Genomic DNA, 24481 nt, shown 5'->3' on the forward strand with positions numbered 1-24481 from the left:
GGCCGCCGGACTAATCGGTGACTTCCACTGCGTAGAAGCAGAGGTGGTTCTTGATCTCGGCCACGTCCGGCTTCGGGTCGGGGTAGGCCCAGACCAGGTCCGCCGCGTCCGGCAGCGACCAGTACGAGGCCGTCCCCTTGAAGGGGCAGACGGTGCGGGTGCCGGACGGGGTCAGCAGGTCCAGGCGTACGTCCTCGGCGGGGATGTAGTAGCGCACGGGAGAGCCCGTCTCGCGCAGGACGAGGGGCCGGTCGGTCTCCGCGAGGACCTGGTCGCCGTGGACGACGCGGACGTGTGCGGTGCTCTTCTCGACGGTGATGCGGTGCCCTTGGGTCACGGTCGGGCCTCCTTGGGGTAGCCGTATGTTGAAGATGCAGCGCGCGCCGGCCCCGAGTTCTTCCCGAGGAGGTCCTCATGGGAGCCGCAGATCCGTCCAGAGACCGCCAGAACGTCGTCCACCGGGTCCGTTACGCCCTGCGGCACCCCGAGCGGGTACCCGCCCACACACGGCGGGCCGCGCGGGACGCCTGGCTGCGGATGAGACACCCCGGGCACATCGCGTACTACCGGGCGGTGATGGCCGACGACACGGCCCGCAGCCCCGAGGCGGCGGTGGGGCACAACCCGTCGCCCGAACGCTGGGCACAGATCGGCCGGATGCAGTTCGACTACCTGCTGGCCCACGGCCTGCGCCCGGAGCACCATGTGCTCGAGATCGGCTGTGGGAACCTCCGCGCGGGACGCCTGCTCATCGACCACCTGGACACCGGCCACTACTACGGCATCGACATCTCACCGGCCATCCTGCTCGCCGCCCAGGGCACCCTCGTACGCGAGGGTCTGCAGTCCAAACTGCCGCACCTGATGCTCGTCGGCGATCTGACCTTCGGTTTCCTGCCCGAGGGGTACTTCGACGTCGTCCACGCGCACAGTGTCTTCTCGCACTCGCCCCGGCAGGTCGTCGAGCAGTGCCTCGCGCATGTGGGGCGCGTCCTGGCGCCCGGAGGCTTCTTCGACTTCACCTTCAACCGCACCGAGGGCCGCGAGCACCAGGTGCTGCACGAGGACTTCTACTACCGCACACGGACCCTGGCCGGACTCGCCGCACGCCACGGCCTGAAGGCCCGGTTCATGGACGACTGGGAGCGGCTGCCGCACCGGCAGTCGAAGATCCGCGTGACCCCGATGTCGGACCGGGCCCGTACGGTGGGCCCATGAACATCTGCGTCTTCCTCTCCGCCGCCGACCTCGACGAGCGCTACACCCGCCCCGCGCGGGAGTTCGCGGAACTGCTCGGCAAGGGCGGCCACACACTGGTGTGGGGCGGCTCGGACGTCGGGCTGATGAAGGTCGTCGCGGACGGGGTGCAGGAGACGGGCGGCCGGCTCGTCGGTGTCTCCGTCGAGTTCCTGGCCGCCAAGGTCCGTCCGGGGGTCGACGAGATGGTGATCGCGAAGGACCTCGCCGAGCGCAAGAAGCTGCTCCTGGAGAAGGCCGACGCGGTGGTGGTCATGGTGGGCGGCACGGGCACGCTCGACGAGGCGACGGAGATCCTGGAGCTGAAGAAGCACGGCCACACCGACAAGCCGGTGGTCCTGCTGAACACCGCGGGCTTCTACGACGGCCTCAAGGAGCAGTTCCGGCGCATGGACGACGAGGGCTTCCTGCCGCGTCCGCTGACCGACCTGGTGTTCTTCGCGGAGGAGCCGGTGGGGGCGCTGGCGTACCTGGAGGAGAGCCAGGGCATCGGGTGACCCCCGGGTGATGCGAGCATGGCGGCATGGCTACACATGTGATCACCGGGGCGGGCTCCGGCATCGGCGCGGCGGTGGCCCGCCGTCTGCACGCGCGCGGAGACGAACTCGTGCTCCACGCGCGCGACGCGGGCCGCGCCAAGGAGCTGGCGGCGGAGTTCCCCGGGGCGCGGACACTCGTCGGTGACCTGGCGGACCCGGACAGGCTGTCCTGGGCCTTCTCCCACCAGTCGCTGCCCGACCGGGTCGACTCCCTGCTGCACATCGCGGGCGTCGTCGACCTGGGCCCGGTCGGCGAGCTGACCCCGAAGGCCTGGCACCACCAGCTCAACGTGAACCTGATCGCCCCCGCCGAACTGACCCGCCACCTCCTGCCCCAACTCCGGGTCGCGCGTGGCCATGTGGTGTTCGTGAACTCGGGCGCGGGCCTGAACGCCCACGCCGCCTGGTCCGCGTACGCCGCCTCCAAGCACGGTCTGAAGGCCCTCGCGGACTCCCTGCGCCACGAGGAGCACGCGAACGGTGTCCGCGTCACCTCGGTCTACCCCGGCCGCACCGCCGGCCCCATGCAGGCGAAGGTCCACCAGCAGGAGGGCAAGGAGTACGACCCCTCGAAGTGGATCGACCCCGAGTCGGTCGCCACGACCATCCTCACGGCGATCGACCTGCCCAGGGACGCGGAGATCAACGACCTGACAGTGAGGCCGGGACGGTGACCGGGTTCGTCTTCGCTCCCGCCACCGGCGTGGGTTCCCTGCCCGGCGGCGACGCCAGGGAGGCCGCCAGGACGGCCACCGGTTCCTTCGACGACTTCCCGTTCCTGCCCGAGCTCCCCGCGCGCGGACCCGGCGCGGACATGATCGGGCGGACCGCCGGAATGCTCGTCGAGGTGTACGCGCGCGTCGAGCCCAGCGGGTGGCGGATCGGGGACCGGCCCGGCCGGGACACCAAGCGCGCCCGGTCCTGGCTCGGTGAAGACCTGGACGCCCTGGAGGAGTTCACCCAGGGCTACGAGGGCCCGCTCAAGGTGCAGGCCGTCGGCCCCTGGACCCTCGCCGCCGCACTGGAGCTGAGCAACGGCGAGGCAGCCCTCGGCGACCCCGGCGCCTGCCGGGACCTGGCCGCATCGCTCGCCGAGGGACTGCGCGAACACCTCGCCGAAGTGCAGCGCCGCATCCCCGGCGCCCAACTCGTCCTCCAGCTCGACGAGCCCTCCCTCATCGCCGTGCTCCGCGGGCACGTCAAGACCGCCAGCGGCTACCGCACCCACCGCGCCGTCGACCGGCAGGTCGTCGAGTCGACCCTCCGCGACGTCGTCGGGGTTCACGGGGGCGGCCCCGTCGTGGTCCACTCGTGCGCACCGGACGTCCCGTTCGCCCTCCTGCGCCGGGCCGGTGCGGCGGCGATCTCCTTCGACTTCAGCCTTCTCACCGAGCGTGACGACGACGCGATCGGTGAGGCGGTGGAGAACGGCACCCGGCTCTTCGTCGGTGTCGTGCCCGGCACGGACGCGGCATTGTCGGACCCGGCCGGTAGCGTCATGGGTGTCAGGACGCTGTGGCGCAGGTTGGGGCTGCATCCGGGGCTTCTCGCGGAGGCGGTCACGGTCACTCCGGCGTGCGGACTCGCGGGGGCCTCCCCGAGTTACGCGCGCGCGGCTCTCGCCCACTGCGCCCAGGCGGCGAGATCCCTCGCGGACAACCCAGAGTAACGGGAGGACAACACGGTGGCCGGCGACAAGCAAGCGGAGACGACGGTGCCCGCCGAGGCGCGGGAGCAGCACGCGAAGCTCGCTGAGCAGATCGAGGAGCACCGCTTCCGGTACTACGTGAAGGACGCTCCGGTCGTCAGCGACGCGGAGTTCGACAGGCTCCTGCGGTCGCTCGAGGCGCTGGAGGAGGAGTACAGCGAGCTGCGGACGCCGGACTCGCCGACGCAGAAGGTCGCGGGGGCCTACGAGACGGAGTTCACCTCCGTCGAGCACCGCTCCCGCATGCTCTCCCTCGACAACGCCTTCAGCGACGAGGAGTTGGCGGCCTGGGCCGAGCGCGTCGCCAAGGACGTCGGCACCTCCGACTACCACCTCCTGTGCGAACTGAAGGTCGACGGTCTCGCCGTCAACCTGACGTACGAGCAGGGCCGTCTCATCCGTGCGGCGACCCGCGGCGACGGCCGCAGCGGCGAGGACATCACGCCCAACGTCCGGACCATCGCGGAGATCCCGGACCGGCTCACCGGCGACAAGGTCCCCGACCTCGTGGAGATCCGCGGCGAGGTCTACTTCCCGATGGACAAGTTCGAGGAGCTCAACGCCCGTCTGAACAAGGCCGGTGACAAGCCCTTCGCCAACCCGCGCAACGCGGCGGCCGGTTCGCTGCGCCAGAAGGACCCGCGCGTCACCGCCACCCGCCCCCTCCACATGGTCGTCCACGGCATCGGCGCCCTGGAGGGCTTCGACGGCATGACCCGTCTCTCCCAGGCCTACGACCTGCTGAAGACCTGGGGCCTGCCCACCGCCCAGTACAACAAGGTGGTCGACGGTCTCGACGGTGTACGGGAGTTCATCGCGTACTTCGGCGAGAACCGGCACTCGGTGGAGCACGAGATCGACGGCGCGGTCGTCAAGCTCGACGAGATCCGTCTCCAGGGGCGCCTCGGCTCCACGGCTCGCGCGCCCCGCTGGGCGATCGCCTACAAGTACGCGCCGGAAGAGGTGAACACCAAGCTGATCGACGTCAAGGTAGGCGTCGGTCGAACCGGTCGGGTCACGCCCTACGCCCAGGTCGAGCCCGTCACGGTCGCGGGCTCCGAGGTCGAGTTCGCCACCCTGCACAACCAGGACGTCGTCAAGGCCAAGGGCGTCCTCATCGGTGACACCGTCGTGATCCGCAAGGCCGGTGACGTCATCCCGGAGATCCTCGGCCCGGTCGTGGACCTGCGCGACGGCAGCGAGCGCGCGTTCGTGATGCCGGCCGAGTGCCCGGAGTGCGGGACGCCTCTGAAGCCCATGAAGGAGGGGGACATCGACCTGCGGTGCCCCAACGCGCGCACCTGCCCCGCGCAGTTGAGGGAGCGCGTCTCCTACCTCGCCGGCCGCGAGTGCCTGGACATCGAGCACTTCGGTGCCGTGGCGGCGGCCGCGCTCACCCGCCCCCTGGAGCCGGCCGACCCGCCGCTCGTCGACGAGGGCGACCTCTTCGACCTCACTGTGGACAAGCTGCTCCCGATCAAGGCGTACGTCCTCGACCAGGACAGCGGCCTGCCCAAGCGTGATCCGGAGACGGGCGAGGAGAAGGTCGTCACGGTCTTCGCCAACCAGCAGGGCGAGCCGAAGAAGAACACGCTCGCCCTGCTCAAGAACATCGAGGAGGCCAAGAGCCGTCCGTTCGCCCGCTTCCTCAACGGCCTCTCGATCCGCCACGTCGGCCCGGTCGCCGCCCAGGCGCTGGCCCGTGAGTTCCGCTCGATCGAGCGGATCGAGCAGGCGACGGAAAAGGAGCTGGCCGGCACCGACGGTGTCGGCGGGATCATCGCGAAGTCGCTCAAGGAGTGGTTCGCCGAGGAGTGGCACCAGGAGATCCTCCGCAAGTGGCGGGCGGCCGGCGTCAGCATGGAGGAGGAGGGCTCCGGCGAGGACGAGGGCCCCCGCCCCCTCGAAGGCCTCACCGTCGTCGTGACCGGCACCCTGGAGCGCTTCACCCGTGACGGTGCCAAGGAGGCATTGCAAACTCGGGGTGCGAAAGTGACCGGTTCTGTTTCGAAGAAGACGTCTTTCGTCGTTGTGGGGGACAATCCAGGTTCGAAGTACGACAAGGCGATGCAGCTCAAGGTGCCCGTCCTGAACGAGGACGGCTTCGATGTCCTGCTGGAACAGGGCCCCGAGGCGGCCGCCGAAGTCGCGCTTCCGACCGAGGAGTAGGCGCGAAGTGGGCGAGGAGTAGGGCGGAGTAGCGGTTGAAGGCCACCCGATCGGCGCATACCAGATGCATACGGGTGGCCGGGGCGCATTCGGGCAACCGTCGACGACCGTTGCCCGTGGAAGCCTTCTGCGGCCTACTGTTGAGATGTGCGCCTGCCGTGCCCAGCTGCGGTCGGGGCATCCCCTTGCTCCTCCAGAGCAGGGGGAAGGGCTTTCCAACGCGGCGCCGTCGAGGGTTTGTCGGGCAATGGGCCGCGTGGCGTGGGCACCGCCGGCTGTGAGAGGGACGGGAATGGAACCGACCGAGAGCGCCGCCCCGGACTCACGGCTGCGCCGGCTGACGGGCGCCTGGCGGGGGAGCCGGTGGTCGGCGCGGTCCGCGAACCGTCCGGGCGAGGAAGGGCGCGCCCTCGGACCCTACTCCGCGGCAGGCGGACGTAACGCCGTACAGCTCGCCGAACACACCCCCGGGCTGCCGGGCTCCGGGTCCGAGCGGCATCTGTCCTGGCCCGCACTGCCCACCGGGGTCGTCGCGGCGGCCGGGTTCGTGCTCGGCGCCGGCTTCTACCGGGCGTTCACCGGAGGCCACGCGCTCTTCCCGTCCGGCACCGTCGGCTGGTCCCTGGCCGTGCTGACCGGCATCATCGTCGGCCACCTGGTCGCGCTCGGCCGCGCCCGCTGGTGGGGCGGCACCGGCTCGGGCGCCGCCCTCACCCTCGCCGTGCTGCTGCTGTACGGCTGGGTGCCCGCCGGGATGGTCAGCCTCACCGTCGTCGTCCTGGTCGGCATAGCCAGGCGGAACCGCTGGCGACAGGGCGTCCTGCACGGCGCGGTGGACATCCTCGGCATCGGCGCCGGCGCCCTGGTGCTGGCCGTGTTCGGACGCATCCCGTCCGTCGAGGCCCCCTGGAACCCCGACACCTGGACCTTCTACACCGCCCCCGAGGTGCTCCTCGTGGCGGCCGCCTACCTCGCGGTCACCCGCACCCTGCTGTGGTACCTGCACGCCCCGCGCACCGGCGGCCTGCCCACCGTGGCCCGCACCGCCCTGGTCAGACAGGGCCTGGTCGCGGTCGCGCTGCTCGGCATCGCACCGCTGGTCTGCGTCGTCGCCGTCGCCAAACCGGTGCTGCTGCCGCTCTTCTCGATCCCGCTCATCGCCCTCGACTCCACCCTGTGGATAGCCCGGGCCCGGGCGGAGGAGCAGCTGCGCGACCCGCTGACCGGGCTCCCCAACCGGCAATGGCTCCTCGAACGGATCTGGACCGCCCTGGACGACGCCGAACGCATCGGCGCCCGGGCCGCCCTGATGCTCATCGACCTCGACCGCTTCCGGTCGGTCAACGACACCCTGGGCCACCTGGCCGGTGACCGGCTGCTCCTGCAGATAGCCGACCGGCTTCAGGCGGCCCTGCCGCGCGGAGCGGAGGCCGCACGGCTCGGCGGTGACGAGTTCGCCGTCTTACTGCCCGTCGCCGACTCCACGACGTCCGCGACCCGGGTCGCCCGCAACCTCGTGGCGGCCCTCAGTTCCCCGCTCGACCTCGACGGGCTCACCCTCGTCCTGGAGGCCAGCGCCGGCGTCGCCGTCTTCCCCGACCACGCCCTGGACGCCGAGGGGCTGCTGCGCCGGGCGGACGTGGCGATGTACCAGGCGAAGCGGGACCGCACGGGCGTCGAGGTCTACGAGTCCAAGCGGGACTCCAACACCCCCGACCGCCTCGGTCTGCTGGGCGACCTGCGGCGCGCGCTGGACGCGCACGAGGTCCAGCTGCACTACCAGCCCAAGGTCCGCTTCGACGGACAGGTGGCGGGCCTGGAGGCCCTCGTCCGGTGGGTGCACCCGGAGCGCGGGAAGGTGCCGCCGGACGAGTTCATCGCCATCGCCGAGTCGTCGGGGCTGATGCCGCACCTCACGGAGTACGTCCTCGACACCGCGCTCGCCCAGGTGGCCCGGTGGCGCGCCCAGGGCCTGTACGTGCCCGTCGCGGTCAACGTCTCCCCGCGCGACGTCCACACCCCCGGCTTCGCCGGCTCCGTCGCCGCCCGGCTGGCCCGGCACGGCGTCCCCGCGGGCTCGCTCCAGCTGGAGATAACCGAGCACGTGCTCCTCGAGGACCCGCAGCGCGCCGCCGACACCCTCGCGGGGCTGACCGGGCACGGCGTGAAGATGTCGCTGGACGACTTCGGCACCGGCTATTCGTCGCTGGTGCATCTGCGTCGGCTGCCGGTGAGTGAGCTGAAGATCGACCGCTCCTTCGTGGCCCGGCTGGCGATCGACACCGAGGACGCGGAGATCGTGCGGTGCACGGTCGACCTCGCGCACTCGCTCGGCCTGCTGGTCGTGGCGGAGGGCGTGGAGGACGACGAGACCTGGGAGCGGCTGCGGGACCTGGGCTGCGACGCCGTACAGGGCTGGCTGGTGGCGGCGGCGATGCCGGCCGAGGAGGCCACGGCCTGGCTGCTGGCCCGGGGTTCACGCGGATGGCAGCGCCCGCGGGCGGCTCTGCCGGCGGCTGCCGCCGACGAGTAGCCAGGCGGTTTCCGCCCCCTTTCAGCCCGTCCGGCGTCTGCGGACGAGGCCCGTTGAGGGCCGACAGCGGGGGTCCGGGGGCGGCTGCCCCCAGGGACGGGAACGGGCAGGGGCGGCGGGGGCGAGGAAACCGTTTCACGGGCACAGGGCGCCGCCCCATAGGATTGGCCCCAAACCACACACTCTCACCCAGAGGATCGCTGCATGCCTGGCATCACGCGCGAGGAGGTCGCCCACCTCGCACGGCTGGCGCGTCTGGAGCTGAAGCCCGAAGAGCTCGAGCACTTCGCGGGACAGCTGGACGACATCATCGGCGCGGTCGCACGCGTCAGTGAGGTCGCCGACCAAGACGTACCGCCGACCTCGCACCCGCTCCCGCTGACGAACGTCATGCGGGCGGACGAGGTTCGTCCGTCGCTCACCCCCGAGCAGGCGCTCTCCGGCGCCCCGGCCCAGGAGCAGCAGCGTTTCAAGGTGCCGCAGATCCTGGGGGAGGACTAACCGCCATGACGGACAACGTCAACATCATCAAGCTCACCGCCGCCGAGACCGCCGCGAAGATCGCCTCCGGCGAGCTCACCGCGGTCGAGGTGACCGAGGCCCACCTGGCCCGCATCGAGGCCGTCGACGAGAAGGTGCACGCCTTCCTGTACGTCGACCGCGAGGGCGCGCTGGCTCAGGCCCGTGCCGTCGACGAGAAGCGCGCCAAGGGCGAGAAGCTCGGCCCGCTGGCCGGCGTCCCGCTCGCGCTGAAGGACATCTTCACCACCGAGGGCATTCCGACGACCGTCGGTTCGAAGATCCTCGAGGGCTGGATCCCGCCGTACGACGCCACCCTCACCAAGCGGCTCAAGGCCGCCGACGTCGTCATCCTCGGCAAGACCAACATGGACGAGTTCGCCATGGGGTCCTCCACCGAGAACAGCGCCTACGGCCCGACCGGCAACCCCTGGGACCTCACCAGGATCCCCGGCGGCTCCGGTGGCGGCTCCTCCGCCGCCCTCGCCTCCTTCCAGGCGCCCCTCGCCATCGGCACCGACACCGGCGGCTCCATCCGCCAGCCGGCCTCCGTCACCGGCACGGTCGGCGTGAAGCCCACGTACGGGGCCGTGTCCCGCTACGGCATGGTGGCGTTCTCCTCCTCCCTCGACCAGGGCGGGCCCTGCGCCCGTACGGTCCTGGACGCGGCGCTGCTGCACGAGGTCATCGCCGGGCACGACCCGCTCGACTCCACCTCCATCGACGCCCCGGTCCCGCCGGTCGTCGAGGCCGCCCGCAACGGCAGCGTCGAGGGCATGCGCGTCGGCGTCGTCAAGCAGTTCCGCGGGGAGGGCTACCAGGCCGGTGTCATCCAGCGGTTCGACGAGTCCGTCGCGCTGCTGAAGGACCTGGGTGCCGAGATCGTCGAGCTGGACTGCCCGTCCTTCGACCTCGCCCTGTCGGCGTACTACCTGATCGCGCCGTCCGAGTGCTCGTCCAACCTCGCCCGCTTCGACGGTCTGCGCTACGGCCTGCGTACGGGCGACGACGGCACCCACTCGGCCGAGGAGGTCACCTCCCTCACCCGTGAGGCGGGCTTCGGCCCCGAGGTGAAGCGCCGCATCATGCTCGGCACGTACGCGCTGTCCAGCGGGTACTACGACGCGTACTACGGCAGCGCCCAGAAGGTCCGCACGCTCATCACGCGTGACTTCGAGAAGGCCTTCGAGCAGGTCGACGTCATCGTCTCGCCGACGACGCCCACCACCGCCTTCCCGATCGGCGAGCGTGCCGACGACCCGATGGCGATGTACCTCGCGGACCTCTGCACCATCCCGACCAACCTGGCGGGCAACGCGGCCATGTCGCTGCCCTGCGGTCTCGCCCCGGAGGACAACCTCCCGGTCGGTCTGCAGATCATCGCTCCGGCGCTGAAGGACGACCGCCTTTACAAGGTCGGCGCCGCCGTCGAGGCCGCCTTCGTGGAAAGGTGGGGGCACCCGCTTCTCGAGGAGGCACCGTCGCTGTGAGCGCACTGACCAAGGCCAAGGGCTTCAAGAAGTCCAAGTCCGGTACGTACCTGTCCATCGCCGGGACCGCGTTCGGCGCGTTCGGCGTCGCCAAGCGGCTCAAGAAGGCCCGCGCCGACAAGGACACCCTGGTCCTGATCGACGCCACCGTGTCCGCCGTCGCCATCGTCACCGGCCTCGCCATCCTCTACCGCGAGCTGAAGCGGCTGGGCGACGACGACGTCCTGCTGGGCTGAGAGGGAAGTTTCACCGTGACCACCACGACCGACCTGGTGTCGTACGAGGACGCGCTGGCGTCGTACGACCCCGTCATGGGCCTTGAGGTCCATGTCGAACTCGGCACCAAGACCAAGATGTTCTGCGGCTGTTCGACCGAACTCGGTCAGGACGCCAACACGCAGACCTGTCCCGTCTGCCTCGGCCTGCCCGGCGCGCTCCCGGTCGTCAACGCGACCGGAGTCGAGTCCGCGATCAGGATCGGTCTCGCGCTGAACTGCGAGATCGCCGAGTGGTGCCGCTTCGCCCGGAAGAACTACTTCTATCCGGACATGCCGAAGAACTTCCAGACCTCCCAGTACGACGAGCCGATCGCCTTCAACGGCTACCTCGACGTACAGCTGGAGGACGGCGAGACCTTCCGTGTGGAGATCGAGCGCGCCCACATGGAGGAGGACACCGGCAAGTCGCTGCACGTCGGTGGTGCCACCGGCCGGATCCACGGCGCGTCCCACTCGCTGCTCGACTACAACCGGGCCGGCATCCCCCTCATCGAGATCGTCACCAAGCCGATCGAGGGCGCCGGCGAGCGTGCTCCCGAGGTCGCGAAGGCGTACGTCGCCGAGCTGCGCGAGCTCATCAAGGCGCTCGGTGTCTCCGAGGCCCGCATGGAGCAGGGCCAGATGCGCTGCGACGTGAACCTGTCGCTGCGCCCGCACGGCCGCGAGAAGTTCGGCACCCGGAGCGAGACCAAGAACGTCAACTCGCTGCGTTCCGTGGAGCGCGCCGCCCGCTTCGAGATCCAGCGGCATGCCGCCGTGCTCAACAGCGGCGGGACGATCATCCAGGAGACCCGGCACTTCCACGAGGACACCGGGTCGACGACCTCGGGCCGCGTGAAGGAAGAGGCCGAGGACTACCGGTACTTCCCCGAGCCGGACCTCGTTCCGGTGGCCCCCTCGCGCGAGTGGGTCGAGGAGATCCGCGCCAGTCTGCCCGAGCTGCCGCTGGCCCGCCGCAACCGCCTCGTCGCGGAGTGGGGCATCACGGCACTCGACATGCAGGCGATCCTCAACGCCGGTGCGCTGGACCCGATCGTCGCCACGATCGACGCCGGTGCCGACGCGGCCTCCGCCCGCAAGTGGTGGATGGGCGAACTCGCCCGCAGCGCCAACGAGTCGGGCACGTCGCTGGACGAGCTGGCCATCACCCCGGCGCAGGTCGCCCGGGTCACCGAGCTCGTCTCCAAGGGTGACCTCAACGACAAGCTGGCCCGTCAGGTCATCGAAGGCGTCCTCGCGGGCGAAGGCACCCCGGACGAGGTCGTCGACAAGCGCGGTCTGAAGGTCGTCTCCGACGAGGGTGCGCTGACCACCGCCGTCGAGGAGGCCATCGCCGGCAACCCGGGCATCGCCGACAAGATCCGCGGCGGCAAGGTCGCCGCCGCCGGCGCCCTGGTCGGCGCGGTCATGAAGGCGACCCGCGGTCAGGCCGACGCGGCCCGCGTCAAGGAGCTGATCCTGGAGAAGCTGGGCGTCAGCGAGGGCTGAGGCAGTCGTGGGCGGGGCCCCGGAGGGATGACCTCCGGGGCCCCGCTGTCACTTACGGCGTCCCACGACCCGCGCGAAACCGAGTACATGCTCGACGTCGGCGTGCATCAGGTCGACCGACCAGCGGGCCATGTCCGCCATGAACTCGCTCGGGCTCTCCGCGGCGCACACCTCGCTCCACAGCAGCCAGTCGCGCCAGCCTTCCTCCAGCCAGTCGGCCGTCTCGACCGTCACGGCCCCGCTGCGCGTCCACAGCCGCCGCCACCAGGCGGGGGAGTGGAACGACCAGAAGCCGGGGTCCTTCTCCCAGTACTCCTTCAGATGCGCCGGAGGGTCGTCGCCCTCCAGTTCCTCCCGAAGTGCCGGTACGACGATCCCGATCCGCCCGCCCGGCTTCAACAGCCGCGCCAGCGTGGGCAGATACAGGTCGTTCGTGCCGAAGTACTGATACGCGTCGACGGAGACGATCGCGTCGAACGTGCCCTCGCCGAACGGCAGGTCGTGCGCCTCGGCGTACACCGGCAGCACACGGTCGCCGACACCCGCCTCGGCGATGCGTACGGCGTTCTCGTCGGCCTTGACCCACAGGTCGGCGGCGGTGACCTGGACGTCGTACTCCTTGGCGAGGAACACGGAGGTCATCGCGCGGCCGCAGCCCAGGTCGAGGACGCGGGCGCCGGGGCGCAGCCGGTCGAGGCCCAGGGCGGGCGCCAGCCACTCCAGCAGCCACAGCGCGTTCGGGCCCATCTGGTTCTCGATGGCCCAGCGGACGTCGTAGCCGTTGCTGCGCGGGTAGCGGCTCTGGGTCAGCCGCCGGACGAGGTCCTCACTCGAGGCACTCGGGGTGATGTCTGACATCGGTGAACGGGCTCCTTGAGTCCTTCGTAGGGAAGAGAGATGCGTAGGAGCTCGGTCGGACCTTCAAAAAATCAACCTGCTTCGGTCGGCGGCGGGAAGCCGGAGACGGCGGACGGCGGGACCGTAGCAGGGGGCGAGGCTGTCCGGCACCTGGTTTCCCAGGGTGACGCGCTACGCTCGCCCGCCATGAACGGACGCGGTGATTCCGAGATACCGGAGGAGTACGCGGACCCGGCCGAGGACGCGCGGCGGGCCCGCTGGACGGCCCTGGCCACCGGGGCGGTGCTGACGCTCGCGGGCATGGCGGCCTCGGCGCTCCGCCTCACGGGATCCGGCCCGACGCTCGTCCCGGCCGCCTACGCCGGCGGGGCCGCGGTCTGCGCACTCGCGTCGGTGCTCGGCTCCCGGGGGCGCACCCGCAGGGCGCTGTGGCTACTGATCGTCGGTGTGATGGTGATGGCGCTGGGCGACCAGTTCGACTGAGGTGACAGTGAGGACGTTACTGTCCTGTGATCTGTCTCCCACTCCTGTGAATAAACGCACGAATGCGGTAAACGATCATTTCTGACTGCAAGAGTGGTCTCCGCATTGCTCATGCGTTCTTTGCGGGCCGTTCATCTTTTGGGCGACTGTTCCCGGTCAAAGATCCATAAATCCACCCGGGAGCACGTTTCGTGGCAGCCCTCGCACGCTGGTGTGTCCAGCGCCGCCTCGTCGCCGTTCTGCTGTGGCTCCTCGCCTTCGGCGGGGTGACCGCGGCCGCAGTGGCCACCGGCTCGGCGTACTCGAACGACTACGAGGTCCCCGGCACCGAGTCGGGCCGCGCCACCCAGCTGCTGCGGGAAGGCTTCCCGGAGCTCGGCGGTGACAGCGACACCGTCGTCTGGCACACCACGTCCGGCACGGTCCGTGCCTCCGCCGTCGAGCAGACCATGACCCGGACCCTCGACGAGATCGCCGAGCTGCCCGGAGTGGCCACCGTCGTCAGTCCGTACGACGAGCAGGGCGCCGCCCAGATCAGCGAGAACGGCCGTACCGCGTACGCCACGGTCACCTTCGACGACCGGGCCGAGGACATCGACAAGGGCCAGGCGCAGGCCGTCGTCGACACCGCCAAGGAGGCCGGCGGCGACGGGCTCCAGGTGGAGCTGGGCGGCAGCGCCATCGCACTCACCGAGTCCTCGGGCGGACATCTCGCCGAGGCCGTCGGCGTACTCGTCGCCGCGGTCGTGCTGTTCCTCGCCTTCGGCTCGCTCGCCGCCTCGCTGCTGCCCATCGCCACCGCGCTGGTGAGCGTCGGCACGGCGTACGCCGGGATCGTGCTGCTCGGGCACGCCATGACCGTCGCCGACTTCGCGCCCATGCTCGGCATGCTGATCGGGCTCGGCGTCGGCATCGACTACGCCCTGTTCATCGTGACCCGGCACCGGCGCGGACTGAAACGCGGGCTGGGTGTCGCCGAGTCCATATCCAACGCGGTCGCCACCACCGGACGGGCCGTCGTCTTCGCGGGTGCCACGGTTTGCATCGCCCTGCTGGGCATGCTGATCCTCCGGCTGAGCTTCCTCAACGGCGTCGCGATAGCCGCCTCGCTCACCGTCGTCCTCACCGTCGCGGCCTCCGTCACCCTGCTGCCCGCCCTGCTCTCCTTCATCGGCATGCGCGCCCTGAGCCGGCGCGAGCGACGGCACCTGGACGAGCACGGACCCCAGCCCGAGCTGCCGACCGGGCTCGCCGCGCGCTGGTCGGCGTTCGTGGAACGCCATCCCAAGCTGCTCGGCGCGATCGCGCTGGCCGTCATGACCGTCCTGGCCCTGCCCACGCTGGGGCTGCACCTCGGCACCTCCGACCAGGGCAACAACCCGCAGGCGTCCACCACCCGCCAGGCCTACGACCTGCTCGCCACCGGCTTCGGCCCCGGCGTCAACGGCCCGCTGACCCTGGTGACCCACATCGACGGCGCCGAGGACAAGCTCCTCCTCGACAACCTCGACGCCACCATCCGCACCACCGAGGGCGTCGCCTCGGCTACGCCGGTGACCTACGACGCGGGCGGGGGCACCGGGTACTTCACGATCGTCCCGGAGTCGTCCCCGCAGTCCCAGAAGACCAGCGACCTCGTCGACCGGCTGCGCACCGAGGTGCTGCCGCGCGCAGAGACCGGCACCTCGCTCGACATCCAGGTCGGCGGTGTCACGGCCTCGTACGACGACTTCGCCGACGTGATCGTCGGCAAGCTGCCCCTGTTCGTCGGCGTCGTCATCGGCCTGGGCTGTCTGCTGCTCCTGCTCGCCTTCCGGTCCGTCGGCATCCCGCTGAAGGCCGCCGCGATGAACGTCGCCGCGGTCGCCGCCTCCTTCGGGATCGTCGTCGCGATCTTCCAGTGGGGCTGGGGGAGCGAGTTCCTGGGCCTCGGCCGGGCGGGACCGATCGAGCCCTTCCTGCCGGTGATCATGGTGTCCGTGCTCTTCGGGCTCTCCATGGACTACCAGGTCTTCCTGGTCAGCCGGATGTACGAGGAGTGGCTGGAGACCGGCGACAACCGGCGGGCCGTCCGCGTCGGGCTCGCCGAGACCAGCCGGGTGATCAACTCCGCCGCGGTCATCATGATCTCGGTCTTCCTCGCCTTCGTCCTCAGCGGCGACCGCGTGATCGCCATGTTCGGCATCGCCCTCGCCGCCGCCGTCGCCCTCGACGCCTTCGTCCTGCGCACGCTGCTCGTCCCCGCCCTCATGCACCTGCTCGGCGGCGCCAACTGGTGGCTGCCGGGCTGGCTGGACCGCCGGATGCCGCGGATCAGCATCGAGGCGCCCGAGTGCCGGGCCGCCCATGCGAGGGTGGATCGCGTTGTGGCGGAGCTGGAGAAGGAGCGGGACATCGATGTACGCGATATCGCTGGGTGACGGCGCCGAACTGCGTCCGCTGGAGCCGTGGCACGCGGAGGAGTTCCTGGCGAACCTGGACCGCGGCAGGGAGTTCATCGGGGAGTTCATCCCCTTCGGCTCCAAGGCGGTGGACGTGGAGTCCGCGCGCGAGACGCTCCAGCGCTACGCCCGGATGCGCGCCGACGACACCGGCGGCTACCACGGCATCTGGCTGGACGGAAAGCTCGTGGGCGGAGTGCTCACCCTCAACTTCGATGCCGCTCAGGGCAACGCCGAGGTCGGCTGCTGGCTGGAGCCCGCCGCCACCGGGCGCGGGCTGATCACCCGGGCGATGCGGGTGCTCATCGACTGGGTGATCGAGGAGCGCGGCATCCACCGCGTCGAATGGATCGCCGCCGCCGGCAACACCAACAGCCTCAACGTCGCCCGGCGGCTGGGGATGACCCGCGACGGCGTCCACCGTCAGGCACACCTCTATGGTGGGACGCGGCACGATCTCGAGGTTTGGTCGGTGCTGGCGCCCGAGTGGCGTGAGGCACGCGCGCGTGCCGCTCACAGGGATCATTAAGAGACCTCTCAGACTGCGTCCGTACGGTGCGAGGTATGGGAACCAAGACTGTTGACGAGACCGGGGCCGAGACGGGCCCCGAGGCCAGGACCGACGAGGAGAAGGTGGACGTCACGAAGAGCGACGCCGTGGGCGCCGACGAGGTGACCGAGGCCGAGGTCGAGGCCGACGACGCCGAGGACGGCGACGAGGCCGAGGTCCTCGAGGGCCTCGGCGAGGACGAGAAGGAGGGCCCGTCCGGCGTCGGCCAGGGTGCGGCCGCCGTCGTGTCCGCCGGGCTCGGTCTTGTCTCCCTCACCGGTGGCTGGATCGGTACGGTCGCCGCCGCCCGCGAGACCCTTGTGGGTCAGCTGGAGACGGCGTCGACCGCGACCGTCGCCACGCAGGTCAAGGAGATCTACGGCGACGCCTGGCAGACCTCCGCTCTGTGGGCCGGCTTCTTCGCGCTGGCCGCGCTGATCGTGGGCGTCTTCGTGCTGGCCCGGCCCGCCTTCGGGGCGCCCGGCAAGCCGCAGGCCCCGTGGATCAAGTCGGTCGGCTGGGCGGGCGTCTCGCTCGGGGTCATCGGCCTGCTCCTGGCCGTCCTCAAGTACACCGACGTCCTGCTCGGACTGCCGTCCACGAGCTGAATCACCGCAGGTCACCAAGGGGTCTTAGGCCGACCGTAAGCACCTTACGCGGCGCCTGAGGCCCCTTAGGCATGTCTAAGGCCCCCACGGTGGCCGAAGATGCGGAACTCTCCCGATGTGGCGGACCCGCCTTGGAGACGAAGGTAAAGGCATCGCAGAAAGCGAAGCACGAAACCGACTCTCCCAAGGGGACACCATGTACGAGTACGAGCTCTCCCAGCTTCGTTCCGCCGACCTGCTCCGTCAGGCCCAGCAGGAGCGTCTGGCCCGCGAGGCGGTCCGCAGCCGCCGCGCCGCCCGCCGCGAGGCAGCCGGCCACGACACCGAGGGCGAGGTGCATACCGGGCGCAGCCGCCGGCTCCGCTTCCTGCGCGCCGCGTGACCACGGGGGAGGGGGACGGCCGCCCGCCGACCGAGGCGGCCGTCCCCCTGAACGCGGGGGTGGCAGTGGATCCCGGGACGGGGCAGGCGGGCACGCTCCCCGCGAAAACCGGTGCCGCGCTGTCGGACCCCCGTGCGATGCTCGGGCCCGTGGAGACCAGGTCCGTCAGTCCCGTGTTCGTAGGTCGCGCCGATGAGCTGACCAACTTGAACGAGGCGCTCGCCCGTGCCGCCGCGGGCGAGCCGCAGGCGTTGCTGATCGGCGGCGAGGCCGGCGTCGGCAAGACCCGTCTCGTCGAGGAGTTCGCCACCGCGGCCGGCGGACAGGGCGCGGTCGTCGCGCTCGGCGGCTGCGTCGAGATCGGCGCCGACGGGCTGCCCTTCGCCCCGTTCTCCACCGCGCTGCGCGCCCTGCGCCGCGAACTGCCCGACGAGATGACCGTCGCGGCCGCGGGACAGGAGGACGAACTGGCCCGGCTCCTGCCCGAACTGGGCGAGGCGCCCTCGGGACGCCACGACGAGCAGAGCATGGCCCGCCTCTTCGAACTCACCGCCCGCGTACTGGAGCGCGTCGCCGCCGACCGCACGGTCGTCGTCGCCCTCGAAGACCTGCACTGGGCCGACGCCTCCACCCGCCACCTCCTCGCCTACCTCTTCCGCACCCTGCGCACCGGCCGCCTCGTCGTCCTCGCCACCTACCGCGCCGACGACATCCACCGCCGCCACCCGCTGCGCCCCCTGCTCGCCGAACTCGACCGGCTGCGCACCGTCCGCCGCCTCGAACTCGGCCGCTTCAACCGCACCGAGGTCGGCCGCCAGATCGCCGGCATCCTCGCCTCCGAACCCGACCCGGCCACCGTCGACGACATCTTCGAACGCTCCGACGGCAACGCCTTCTTCGTCGAGGAACTCGCCGTAGCCGCCCACGAGGGCTGCTGTGCCGGCCTCACCGACTCACTGCGCGACCTGCTCCTGGTCCGCGTCGAGGGACTGCCCGAGAGCACCCAGCGGGTCGCCCGGGTCGTCGCCGAGGGCGGCTCCACCGTCGAGTACCGGCTGCTCGCCGCCGTTGCCGGCCTCGCCGAGGACGACCTCATCGAGGCGCTGCGGGCCGCCGTGAACGCCAACATCCTCAGCGCCGCACCCGACGGCGACGGCTACCGCTTCCGCCACTCCCTGGTCCGCGAGGCCGTCAGCGACGACCTGCTGCCCGGCGAGCGCTCCCGCCTCAACCGCCGCTACGCCGAGGCCCTGGAGGCCGACCCGGCGCTCGTGCCGGCCGACGGCCGCGTCATGCGTCTGGCCAGCTACTGGTACCACGCCCACGACGCGGCCAAGGCCCTGCCCGCCGTCCTGGACGCCTCCGTCACCGCCCGCCGCAGGCACGCCTACTCCGAACAACTGCGGCTCCTGGAACGCGCGATGGAGCTCTGGGACACCGCCCCCGAGGACGTACGGGCCGCCCTGCGCCCCGTCGACTACGCCGAGGTCTACCCCGCCTGCGGCTGCGACCCGGCCACCACCCCGCTGCGCTACCTCGACCTGATGGCCGAGGCGGCCGTGGCCGGCCGGCTCTGCGGGGAACGGGAACGCGCCCTGAAGATCACCAAGCGAGCGCTGCACCTCCTGGAGGAGGAGGGCGATCCGCTGCGCAGCGCCTGGTTCTGGGTACAGCGCTCCCGGCTGATCTCGGCGCTGTCCCGGGGCGACGGCTGGCAGGAACTGGCCACCGCCCAGGAGCTGGTACGCGGCCTGCCGCCCTCCGAGGTGCACGCCGAGGTCCTCGCCAGCGTCGCCAACTGGTCCATGGTGCACGTCCCCGGCCCCGACGCCTTCTCCGCCGCCGAGCGCGCCGTGGAGTACGCGCGCATGCTCGGCGTCCGCGAGATCGAGATGAACGCCCGGCTCACCCTCGGCAGCCTCAAGGTCCACGCCGGTGACATCGAGACGGGACTCGGCGAGATGCTGGAGGTCAAGCGGGAGACGGTCGAGCACGGTCTCTCCGCGATCGCGGCCCGCGTCTATGTGAACCTGCCGGACGCCCTCGAAGCCGTCGGGCGCTCCGCCGACGCCGTGCCCATCCTGGAGGAAGGGCTCGCCTACACCCGGCGGTTCGGCCTCCCGGACAGCGAGGCCTGGGCCTGGGGCAACCTCGCCGAATCCCTCTGCAGCCTGGGCCGCTGGGACGAGGCCGCCGAGGCCTCCGTCAATGCCGGGCGCGTCGGCCAGAGCGCCAAGCCCCGCGGCTTCCATGCCCTCCTGCGCGCCGAACTCGCCCTCGCCCGAGGAGACCTGGCCGAGGCCGGCCACCAACTGGCCGCGTCCCGAGGCCACTTCGGCAGCCACGACCGGCCGCCCCAGAACGAGATCCCCCTCGCCCGCATCACCATCGGCGTCGCCGCCGGCGAGGGCCGCCTCCTGGACGCCCGCGCCGAACTCGAACGCGCCATGGACACGGGCTTCCCGCCCGACACCCAGCGCTATGCCTGGCCCCTCCTCCGGACCGCCGCCGCCATGGAGGCCGACGCCCTCGGCCTGCCCGCCGCCGACCCCGGCCGCACCGAACTCCTCGAACGCATCCGCACGGCCGCCAGGCCCCTGGCCACCAACGTCCCCGTCTGGCAGGCCTACGAACGCTGGGTCCGCGCGGAGCTCCTGCGCGCCGAGGGCACGAGCGACCCCGACGACTGGGCGGAGGTGACCACCGCCTTCGAGCGCCTGGACCGCCCCTACGACCTCGCTCGCGTCCGCCACCGCCTCGCCGAGGCACTCCTGACCACCGGCGGCGAGGACGAACGCGACCGCGCCACGGAACTGCTCCGACTCGCCCACGCCGTCGCCCGCCACCTCGGTGCCCGTCCCCTCACCGACGCCGTCACCCAGCTCGCCCAGCGCGCCCGCCTCCCCATGACCCGCGCCCCGAAGCGGTCCCAGGCCCCCTCGGCCGATTCCCTCGGCCTCACCGGCCGGGAGCGCGACGTCCTGCGCCTGGTCTCCGCCGGCCGCAGCAACCGCCAGATAGCCGAGGAGCTGTTCATCTCCCCGAAGACGGCCAGCGTCCATGTCTCGAACATCCTGGCCAAGCTCGGCGTCTCGGGCCGGGGCGAGGCCGCGGCCGTGGCACACCGGCTGGGGCTGTTCCCGGCGGAACCGCTCACCGGCCGGACGGCGGGATGAGGCCCCGGAGGAAGCGGGGACACAGGCTCACCATTCGGACGAACGGCGTCAGGCTTACGCTGTAAAGGACGTCGGCCCAGGGAGGTCCCGTGTTCAACGCCTTCGAGGAACTGTTCGCACCCGGTCGAAAACACACCCAGGACGAAGAGAACCGGCTGGCACTGACGCGGGAGGACATCGGTGACAACGACCCCGGACGAGGGCCGATAGACCTCGCGTCCGGCAAGGTCGTCGTACGGCGGCCGACGCCGGACGAGGACGGGTCCCCCCAGGACTGACGGCCCGGTCAGCTCACCTGTACCTCGAGGATCCGGTCGTCCCCCTCCTTCGGGTCGCCCCTCCCGTCCGTGTTGCTGGTGACCAGCCACAGCTTGTCGCCGCCCGCCGACACCACCGTGCGCAGCCGGCCGTACTCACTCTCCAGGAACGCCTGCGGGTCTGCCGAGGCATCCGTGCCCTTCAGCGGGACGCGCCACAGGCGCTGGCCCTTCAGCCCCGCCATCCATATCGAGCCCTCGGCGTAGGCGATACCGCTGGGGGAGGCGTCATCCGTGGCCCACTGGGCCATCGGGTTGCGGAAGTCGCCGTCGTCGGACTTGCCCTCGGCCTCCGGCCAGCCGTAGTTGCCACCCGGCTCGATCGCGTTCAGCTCGTCCCAGGTGTCCTGGCCGAACTCCGAGGCGAACAGACGCTGCTTGGAGTCCCAGGCCAGGCCCTGCACATTGCGGTGGCCGAACGAGTACACCGGGGAGTCGGGGAACGGGTTGCCCGGGGCCGGCTCACCCTCCGGTGTCAGCCGCAGGATCTTGCCGCCCAGGGACCTCTTGTCCTGGGACAGACCGGTGTTGCCACTCTCGCCCGTGCCCGCGTACAGCATCTTGTCCGGGCCGAAGGCGATCCGGCCGCCATTGTGGATATAGCCCTTGGGGATGCCCCTGAAGACGGTGTCCGGTGCGCCCAGCTGCTCGCCGGACGGCTTCCCCTCCTCGTACAGCATGCGGACGATGCGGTTGTCCGAGGCCGAGGTGAAGTAGGCGTAGACCATGTGGTCCGAGGCGTAGTCCGGTGACAGCGCGAGGCCCATGAGCCCGCCCTCACCGGCGGGGGAGACCCCCGGCACCTCGCCCAGCTCGGTCTTCTTGCCGGTCTCCCCGTCGACCCGGGTGATCGTCGCCTTGTCCCGGGAGGAGACCAGCAGATCGCCCTCGGGCAGCGGGGCCAGGCCCCAGGGGGTGTCCAGCCCGGTGGCGGCCGTGCGGAGCACCTTCACCGAACCCTTCGCGGGAGGTGTCTCCTCGGCGGCCTGCTGGGTGGGGGAGGCCGCCGACGTCGTACTGCTGCCCGGTGTCGTACCACCGCCCGCCGCCCCGCCGCCGTCGTCGTCCGAGGAACATCCGGCCGTCACCAGGAGCGCGGTTGCGGCCAACACGGCCGACACTGCTCGTCGTTGCACGATCTGGGTCCCTTCGACGCGGTGGCTTCTACTGTTCTTACACCGCTCGGGCCTCACAGGTTCCCGATCTCCGGGACCCGAACCGCGACGGGCCTCTCAGCCGCAGGATCCCGTCAGTCCCAGGATCCCCGTGCCCCCGGCAGTGCCGCCACCTCCGCCAGGTCCTGCGCGGAGAGCCGCAGCTCCGCCGCCGCCGCGTTGTCCGTCACCCAGCGCTCCTGCTTGGCGCCCGGGACCGGCACCACGTGGCGGCCCCGGGACAGCACCCACGCCAAGGCCACCTGGGCGGGTGTGACGTGGTCGCCGTGGCGTGCGGCGATGCGGCGCAGGCCGACGACGATCGGCTGGTTGGCGGCCATCATCTCCGCCGTGAAGCGGGGGTGGCGGGCGCGGACGTCGTCCGGTTCGAAGCCCTCGCCAGGGGTCAGGGTGCCGGTGAGGAAGCCGTTGCCCAGCGGCATCGCCGCCAGGAAGCCGACCCCGCGGGCCTCGCACCACGGCAGCAGCGACTCCAGGGCCTCCGGCGACCACACCGACAGCTCCGCCTCCACCGCGCTCACCGGGAAGACCTGCTGGACGCGGTGCAGCTGGCGGATCGTCGCGTCGTGGAGACGGGCCCCGGACCGACGGCCGCCGCGCGCGCCCACCGCGCACAGCCCCAGCGACCGCACCTTCCCGGCCCGGACCAGCTCCGCCATCGCGCCCCAGGTCTCCTCGACCGGGACCTCGGGGTCCGCCCGATGCAGCTGGTACAGGTCGATCACGTCCGTCTGCAGCCGCCGCAGCGACGCGTCGCACGCCCGCTTCACATAACCGGGCCGGCCGTTGGCCACGATGTGCTGCTCGCCGACCAGCAGCCCCACCTTCGTCGACACGAAGGCGTCCCCGCGCCGCTCCTTCAACACCCGCCCCACCAACAGCTCGTTGGTGAACGGGCCGTACATGTCGGCCGTGTCCAGCAGCGTCGAGCCCAGGTCCAGCGCCCGGTGCACGGCCCTGAACGACTCCTCGCCCCGCTGTCGCGACCCGCTGTAGGCCCAGCTCATCGGCATGCAACCGAGTCCGACATCCCCCACCGCGAGCGCCGCCGCCCCGATCGTCCTGCGCTCCACCTGCTCGTGACCCTCCCTCTTCCGGCACCCCACAACCTAACCTCTGCGCCCTCACGCACCTGACATAGCCTCTGACCATGACCGCTGACGTGTGGCTCCCCATCCCGCCGGAAGAGATCGCGGGGCTCCCCCAAGGGCCCGACTACCTTTTCTGGGACGGGGGTGAGGACGGCAGGCAGGAGTTCCCCGGGGACCCGGCCGACTGCGTCGTGTACGTCGTGCCGTACATGAAGCGGCAGTCCGTGAAGGTCCGCCCGCTGAAGGAGATGCGCAACCTGCGGCTCGTCCAGACGCTCACGGCAGGCGTCGACGACGTCCTGGCGCAACTGGACGACATCGTGCCCGGTGTGGATCTGTGCAACGCGCGCGGTGTGCACGAGGCGAGCACCGCCGAGCTCGTCCTGACCCTCACACTGGCCTCGCTGCGCGGCATCCCCGGCTTCGTCCGCGCCCAGCAACAGGAGCGCTGGCAGGGCGACTTCCACCCGGCGCTCGCCGACAAGTCGGTGCTCATCGTCGGCTACGGCTCCATCGGCGCCGCCATCGAGGACCGGCTCGTACCGTTCGAGGTCGCGCGGGTGGCGCGCGTCGCGCGCTCCGCGCGCACCACGGAGCGCGGACCGGTGCACCCCCTCACCGAACTTCCCGCCCTGCTACCGGAGGCGGACGTCGTCATCCTCTCCACGCCGCTGAACGACACCACCCGAGGTCTGGTGAACTCCGAGTTCCTGGCCCGGATGAAGGACGGCGCCCTCCTGGTGAACGTCGCGCGCGGTGGCGTCGTCAACACCAAGGCCCTGCTCGCCGAACTCGAGAGCGGTCGGATCACCGCGGCCCTGGACGTCGTCGACCCCGAACCGCTGCCCGTGGGGCACCCGTTGTGGCAGGCGCCCGGCGTGCTCATCAGTCCCCATGTGGGCGGACCGACGTCCGCGTTCCTGCCGCGCGCCAAGCGGCTGTTGGTGGACCAGTTGGGGCGTTTCGTGAACCAGGAGCCGCTGCGCAACGTGATCCTTACGACGGGCCCCACAAGCGCTGAGATCCGCGGAGCAACAAGCGCGTAATCCGTTTCCGGTACCCTCCGCAACCTTCCGGACGCGGTCCGTGCTCGCATCCCCGCTGATCGTCACGGAGCGTAGAGGAACTATGTCCCTGAGTGACGAGACTGGTGTATCGTCCCGACAGGGGCTGCGCCGCGCACCGTTCGGCGCCGGGGATGGACATTGCAGACTGTGAGGGGGGCGACGGGCGATGCACGGCCTATGGACGAACGATCCGACGCGGCGAAGCCGCCGACGGCGACCCTGGCACACGGCCGCGCGCAGACGCGGTCACCACGGCAGCCACAACTGCCGTCACAGCCATCACCACCGCAGGCACAACAGCCGCAGGAGGCATGCGCATCCAGCGACCCCGGACTCCCGGGACCCTGGAGCG

General features: G+C 71.1%; 22 protein-coding genes. 18 read left to right on the forward strand and 4 right to left on the reverse strand.

Annotation, left to right across the window (positions count from 1 at the left end):
* Positions 1-10: 10 nt before the first annotated feature.
* Entirely contained in the window at positions 11-337 is a 327-nt protein-coding gene (locus ACWD3I_RS35540) for a DUF427 domain-containing protein (RefSeq protein WP_365396236.1), read from the reverse strand.
* A gap of 77 nt (positions 338-414) precedes the next feature.
* On the opposite strand from ACWD3I_RS35540, the gene ACWD3I_RS35545 reads away from it, so the two are divergent.
* The 10 genes from ACWD3I_RS35545 (at position 415) to gatB (ending at position 11981) form a co-directional block, all read left to right on the forward strand.
* Positions 415-1218: a class I SAM-dependent methyltransferase gene (locus tag ACWD3I_RS35545; RefSeq protein WP_365396239.1), complete on the forward strand. Its 804-nt coding sequence runs from the start codon at positions 415-417 to the stop codon at positions 1216-1218.
* Complete coding sequence (locus tag ACWD3I_RS35550) at positions 1215-1754, forward strand: LOG family protein (RefSeq protein ID WP_365396242.1); 540 nt, start codon at positions 1215-1217, stop codon at positions 1752-1754. Before ACWD3I_RS35545 ends, ACWD3I_RS35550 begins: the two co-directional genes overlap by 4 nt.
* A gap of 26 nt (positions 1755-1780) precedes the next feature.
* Positions 1781-2470, forward strand: a complete 690-nt coding sequence (locus tag ACWD3I_RS35555; RefSeq protein ID WP_365396245.1) for an SDR family oxidoreductase — start codon at positions 1781-1783, stop codon at positions 2468-2470.
* Positions 2467-3465: a methionine synthase gene (locus ACWD3I_RS35560; protein WP_365396248.1), complete on the forward strand. Its 999-nt coding sequence runs from the start codon at positions 2467-2469 to the stop codon at positions 3463-3465. The genes ACWD3I_RS35555 and ACWD3I_RS35560 overlap by 4 nt, the downstream gene beginning before the upstream one ends.
* A 15-nt stretch (positions 3466-3480) precedes the next feature.
* On the forward strand, positions 3481-5673 hold the full coding sequence (ligA, locus tag ACWD3I_RS35565) for an NAD-dependent DNA ligase LigA (RefSeq protein ID WP_365396251.1): 2193 nt from the start codon (positions 3481-3483) through the stop codon (positions 5671-5673).
* Positions 5674-5965: 292 nt separating this feature from the next.
* A complete protein-coding gene (locus ACWD3I_RS35570; protein WP_365396254.1) occupies positions 5966-8206 on the forward strand; it encodes a putative bifunctional diguanylate cyclase/phosphodiesterase in 2241 nt (746 codons plus the stop codon).
* A gap of 204 nt (positions 8207-8410) precedes the next feature.
* On the forward strand, positions 8411-8707 hold the full coding sequence (gatC, locus tag ACWD3I_RS35575) for an Asp-tRNA(Asn)/Glu-tRNA(Gln) amidotransferase subunit GatC (RefSeq protein ID WP_007384860.1): 297 nt from the start codon (positions 8411-8413) through the stop codon (positions 8705-8707).
* A 5-nt stretch (positions 8708-8712) separates the two neighbouring features.
* Positions 8713-10215 (forward strand): Asp-tRNA(Asn)/Glu-tRNA(Gln) amidotransferase subunit GatA, encoded by a 1503-nt coding sequence (gene gatA, locus ACWD3I_RS35580; RefSeq protein ID WP_365396258.1) that lies wholly within the window; start codon positions 8713-8715, stop codon positions 10213-10215.
* Complete coding sequence (locus ACWD3I_RS35585) at positions 10212-10451, forward strand: hypothetical protein (RefSeq protein WP_030040520.1); 240 nt, start codon at positions 10212-10214, stop codon at positions 10449-10451. The genes gatA and ACWD3I_RS35585 overlap by 4 nt, the downstream gene beginning before the upstream one ends.
* Positions 10452-10466: 15 nt before the next feature.
* Entirely contained in the window at positions 10467-11981 is a 1515-nt protein-coding gene (gene gatB, locus ACWD3I_RS35590; protein WP_365396262.1) for an Asp-tRNA(Asn)/Glu-tRNA(Gln) amidotransferase subunit GatB, read from the forward strand.
* 48 nt (positions 11982-12029) lie between these two features.
* On the opposite strand, the gene ACWD3I_RS35595 is transcribed toward gatB, so the two are convergent.
* Complete coding sequence (locus ACWD3I_RS35595; RefSeq protein ID WP_365396265.1) at positions 12030-12839, reverse strand: methyltransferase domain-containing protein; 810 nt, start codon at positions 12837-12839, stop codon at positions 12030-12032.
* A 186-nt stretch (positions 12840-13025) separates the two neighbouring features.
* On the opposite strand from ACWD3I_RS35595, the gene ACWD3I_RS35600 reads away from it, so the two are divergent.
* The 7 genes from ACWD3I_RS35600 to ACWD3I_RS35630 all read left to right on the forward strand — a co-directional run bounded on the left by ACWD3I_RS35600 (position 13026) and on the right by ACWD3I_RS35630 (position 20757).
* Positions 13026-13322: a hypothetical protein gene (locus tag ACWD3I_RS35600; RefSeq protein ID WP_365396268.1), complete on the forward strand. Its 297-nt coding sequence runs from the start codon at positions 13026-13028 to the stop codon at positions 13320-13322.
* 191 nt (positions 13323-13513) lie between these two features.
* Positions 13514-15742 carry an MMPL family transporter gene (locus ACWD3I_RS35605; protein WP_365396271.1) on the forward strand — a complete coding sequence of 743 codons (2229 nt, stop codon included), beginning with the start codon at positions 13514-13516 and terminating at the stop codon, positions 15740-15742.
* Positions 15720-16292, forward strand: coding sequence for a GNAT family N-acetyltransferase (locus ACWD3I_RS35610; RefSeq protein ID WP_365396274.1), 573 nt, complete (start codon positions 15720-15722; stop codon positions 16290-16292). The genes ACWD3I_RS35605 and ACWD3I_RS35610 overlap by 23 nt, the downstream gene beginning before the upstream one ends.
* A gap of 35 nt (positions 16293-16327) precedes the next feature.
* Complete coding sequence (locus ACWD3I_RS35615) at positions 16328-16921, forward strand: hypothetical protein (protein WP_365396277.1); 594 nt, start codon at positions 16328-16330, stop codon at positions 16919-16921.
* A gap of 196 nt (positions 16922-17117) precedes the next feature.
* Positions 17118-17303 (forward strand): hypothetical protein, encoded by a 186-nt coding sequence (locus ACWD3I_RS35620; RefSeq protein ID WP_365396280.1) that lies wholly within the window; start codon positions 17118-17120, stop codon positions 17301-17303.
* Between the two features lie 137 nt (positions 17304-17440).
* A complete protein-coding gene (locus ACWD3I_RS35625) occupies positions 17441-20479 on the forward strand; it encodes a helix-turn-helix transcriptional regulator (protein WP_365396394.1) in 3039 nt (1012 codons plus the stop codon).
* Positions 20480-20568: 89 nt separating this feature from the next.
* Positions 20569-20757: a DUF6191 domain-containing protein gene (locus ACWD3I_RS35630; protein WP_365396283.1), complete on the forward strand. Its 189-nt coding sequence runs from the start codon at positions 20569-20571 to the stop codon at positions 20755-20757.
* Positions 20758-20765: 8 nt separating this feature from the next.
* Here ACWD3I_RS35630 and ACWD3I_RS35635 read toward each other — a convergent pair whose 3' ends face one another.
* Both ACWD3I_RS35635 and ACWD3I_RS35640 read right to left on the reverse strand, forming a co-directional pair.
* Positions 20766-21932, reverse strand: coding sequence for a PQQ-dependent sugar dehydrogenase (locus tag ACWD3I_RS35635; protein ID WP_365396286.1), 1167 nt, complete (start codon positions 21930-21932; stop codon positions 20766-20768).
* 113 nt (positions 21933-22045) lie between these two features.
* Entirely contained in the window at positions 22046-23044 is a 999-nt protein-coding gene (locus ACWD3I_RS35640; protein ID WP_365396289.1) for an aldo/keto reductase, read from the reverse strand.
* Between the two features lie 77 nt (positions 23045-23121).
* Between ACWD3I_RS35640 and ACWD3I_RS35645 the strand changes: the two genes are divergently transcribed.
* Positions 23122-24108 carry a 2-hydroxyacid dehydrogenase gene (locus ACWD3I_RS35645; protein WP_365396292.1) on the forward strand — a complete coding sequence of 329 codons (987 nt, stop codon included), beginning with the start codon at positions 23122-23124 and terminating at the stop codon, positions 24106-24108.
* Positions 24109-24481: the final 373 nt, after the last annotated feature.

This window comes from Streptomyces sp. NPDC002817, from assembly GCF_053592055.1.

Bases quoted from the DNA above. Each gene is read 5' to 3' on its own strand.
- ACWD3I_RS35645 (WP_365396292.1), top strand. From the start codon at position 23,122: ATGACCGCTGACGTGTGGCTCCCCATCCCGCCGGAAGAGATCGCGGGG.
- gatA (WP_365396258.1), top strand. From the start codon at position 8,713: ATGACGGACAACGTCAACATCATCAAGCTCACCGCCGCCGAGACCGCC.
- ACWD3I_RS35620 (WP_365396280.1), top strand. From the start codon at position 17,118: ATGTACGAGTACGAGCTCTCCCAGCTTCGTTCCGCCGACCTGCTCCGT.
- ACWD3I_RS35625 (WP_365396394.1), top strand. From the start codon at position 17,441: ATGCTCGGGCCCGTGGAGACCAGGTCCGTCAGTCCCGTGTTCGTAGGT.
- ACWD3I_RS35550 (WP_365396242.1), top strand. From the start codon at position 1,215: ATGAACATCTGCGTCTTCCTCTCCGCCGCCGACCTCGACGAGCGCTAC.
- ACWD3I_RS35555 (WP_365396245.1), top strand. From the start codon at position 1,781: ATGGCTACACATGTGATCACCGGGGCGGGCTCCGGCATCGGCGCGGCG.
- ACWD3I_RS35615 (WP_365396277.1), top strand. From the start codon at position 16,328: ATGGGAACCAAGACTGTTGACGAGACCGGGGCCGAGACGGGCCCCGAG.
- ACWD3I_RS35600 (WP_365396268.1), top strand. From the start codon at position 13,026: ATGAACGGACGCGGTGATTCCGAGATACCGGAGGAGTACGCGGACCCG.
- ACWD3I_RS35545 (WP_365396239.1), top strand. From the start codon at position 415: ATGGGAGCCGCAGATCCGTCCAGAGACCGCCAGAACGTCGTCCACCGG.
- ACWD3I_RS35570 (WP_365396254.1), top strand. From the start codon at position 5,966: ATGGAACCGACCGAGAGCGCCGCCCCGGACTCACGGCTGCGCCGGCTG.
- ACWD3I_RS35610 (WP_365396274.1), top strand. From the start codon at position 15,720: ATGTACGCGATATCGCTGGGTGACGGCGCCGAACTGCGTCCGCTGGAG.
- gatC (WP_007384860.1), top strand. From the start codon at position 8,411: ATGCCTGGCATCACGCGCGAGGAGGTCGCCCACCTCGCACGGCTGGCG.
- ACWD3I_RS35595 (WP_365396265.1), bottom strand. From the start codon at position 12,839: ATGTCAGACATCACCCCGAGTGCCTCGAGTGAGGACCTCGTCCGGCGG.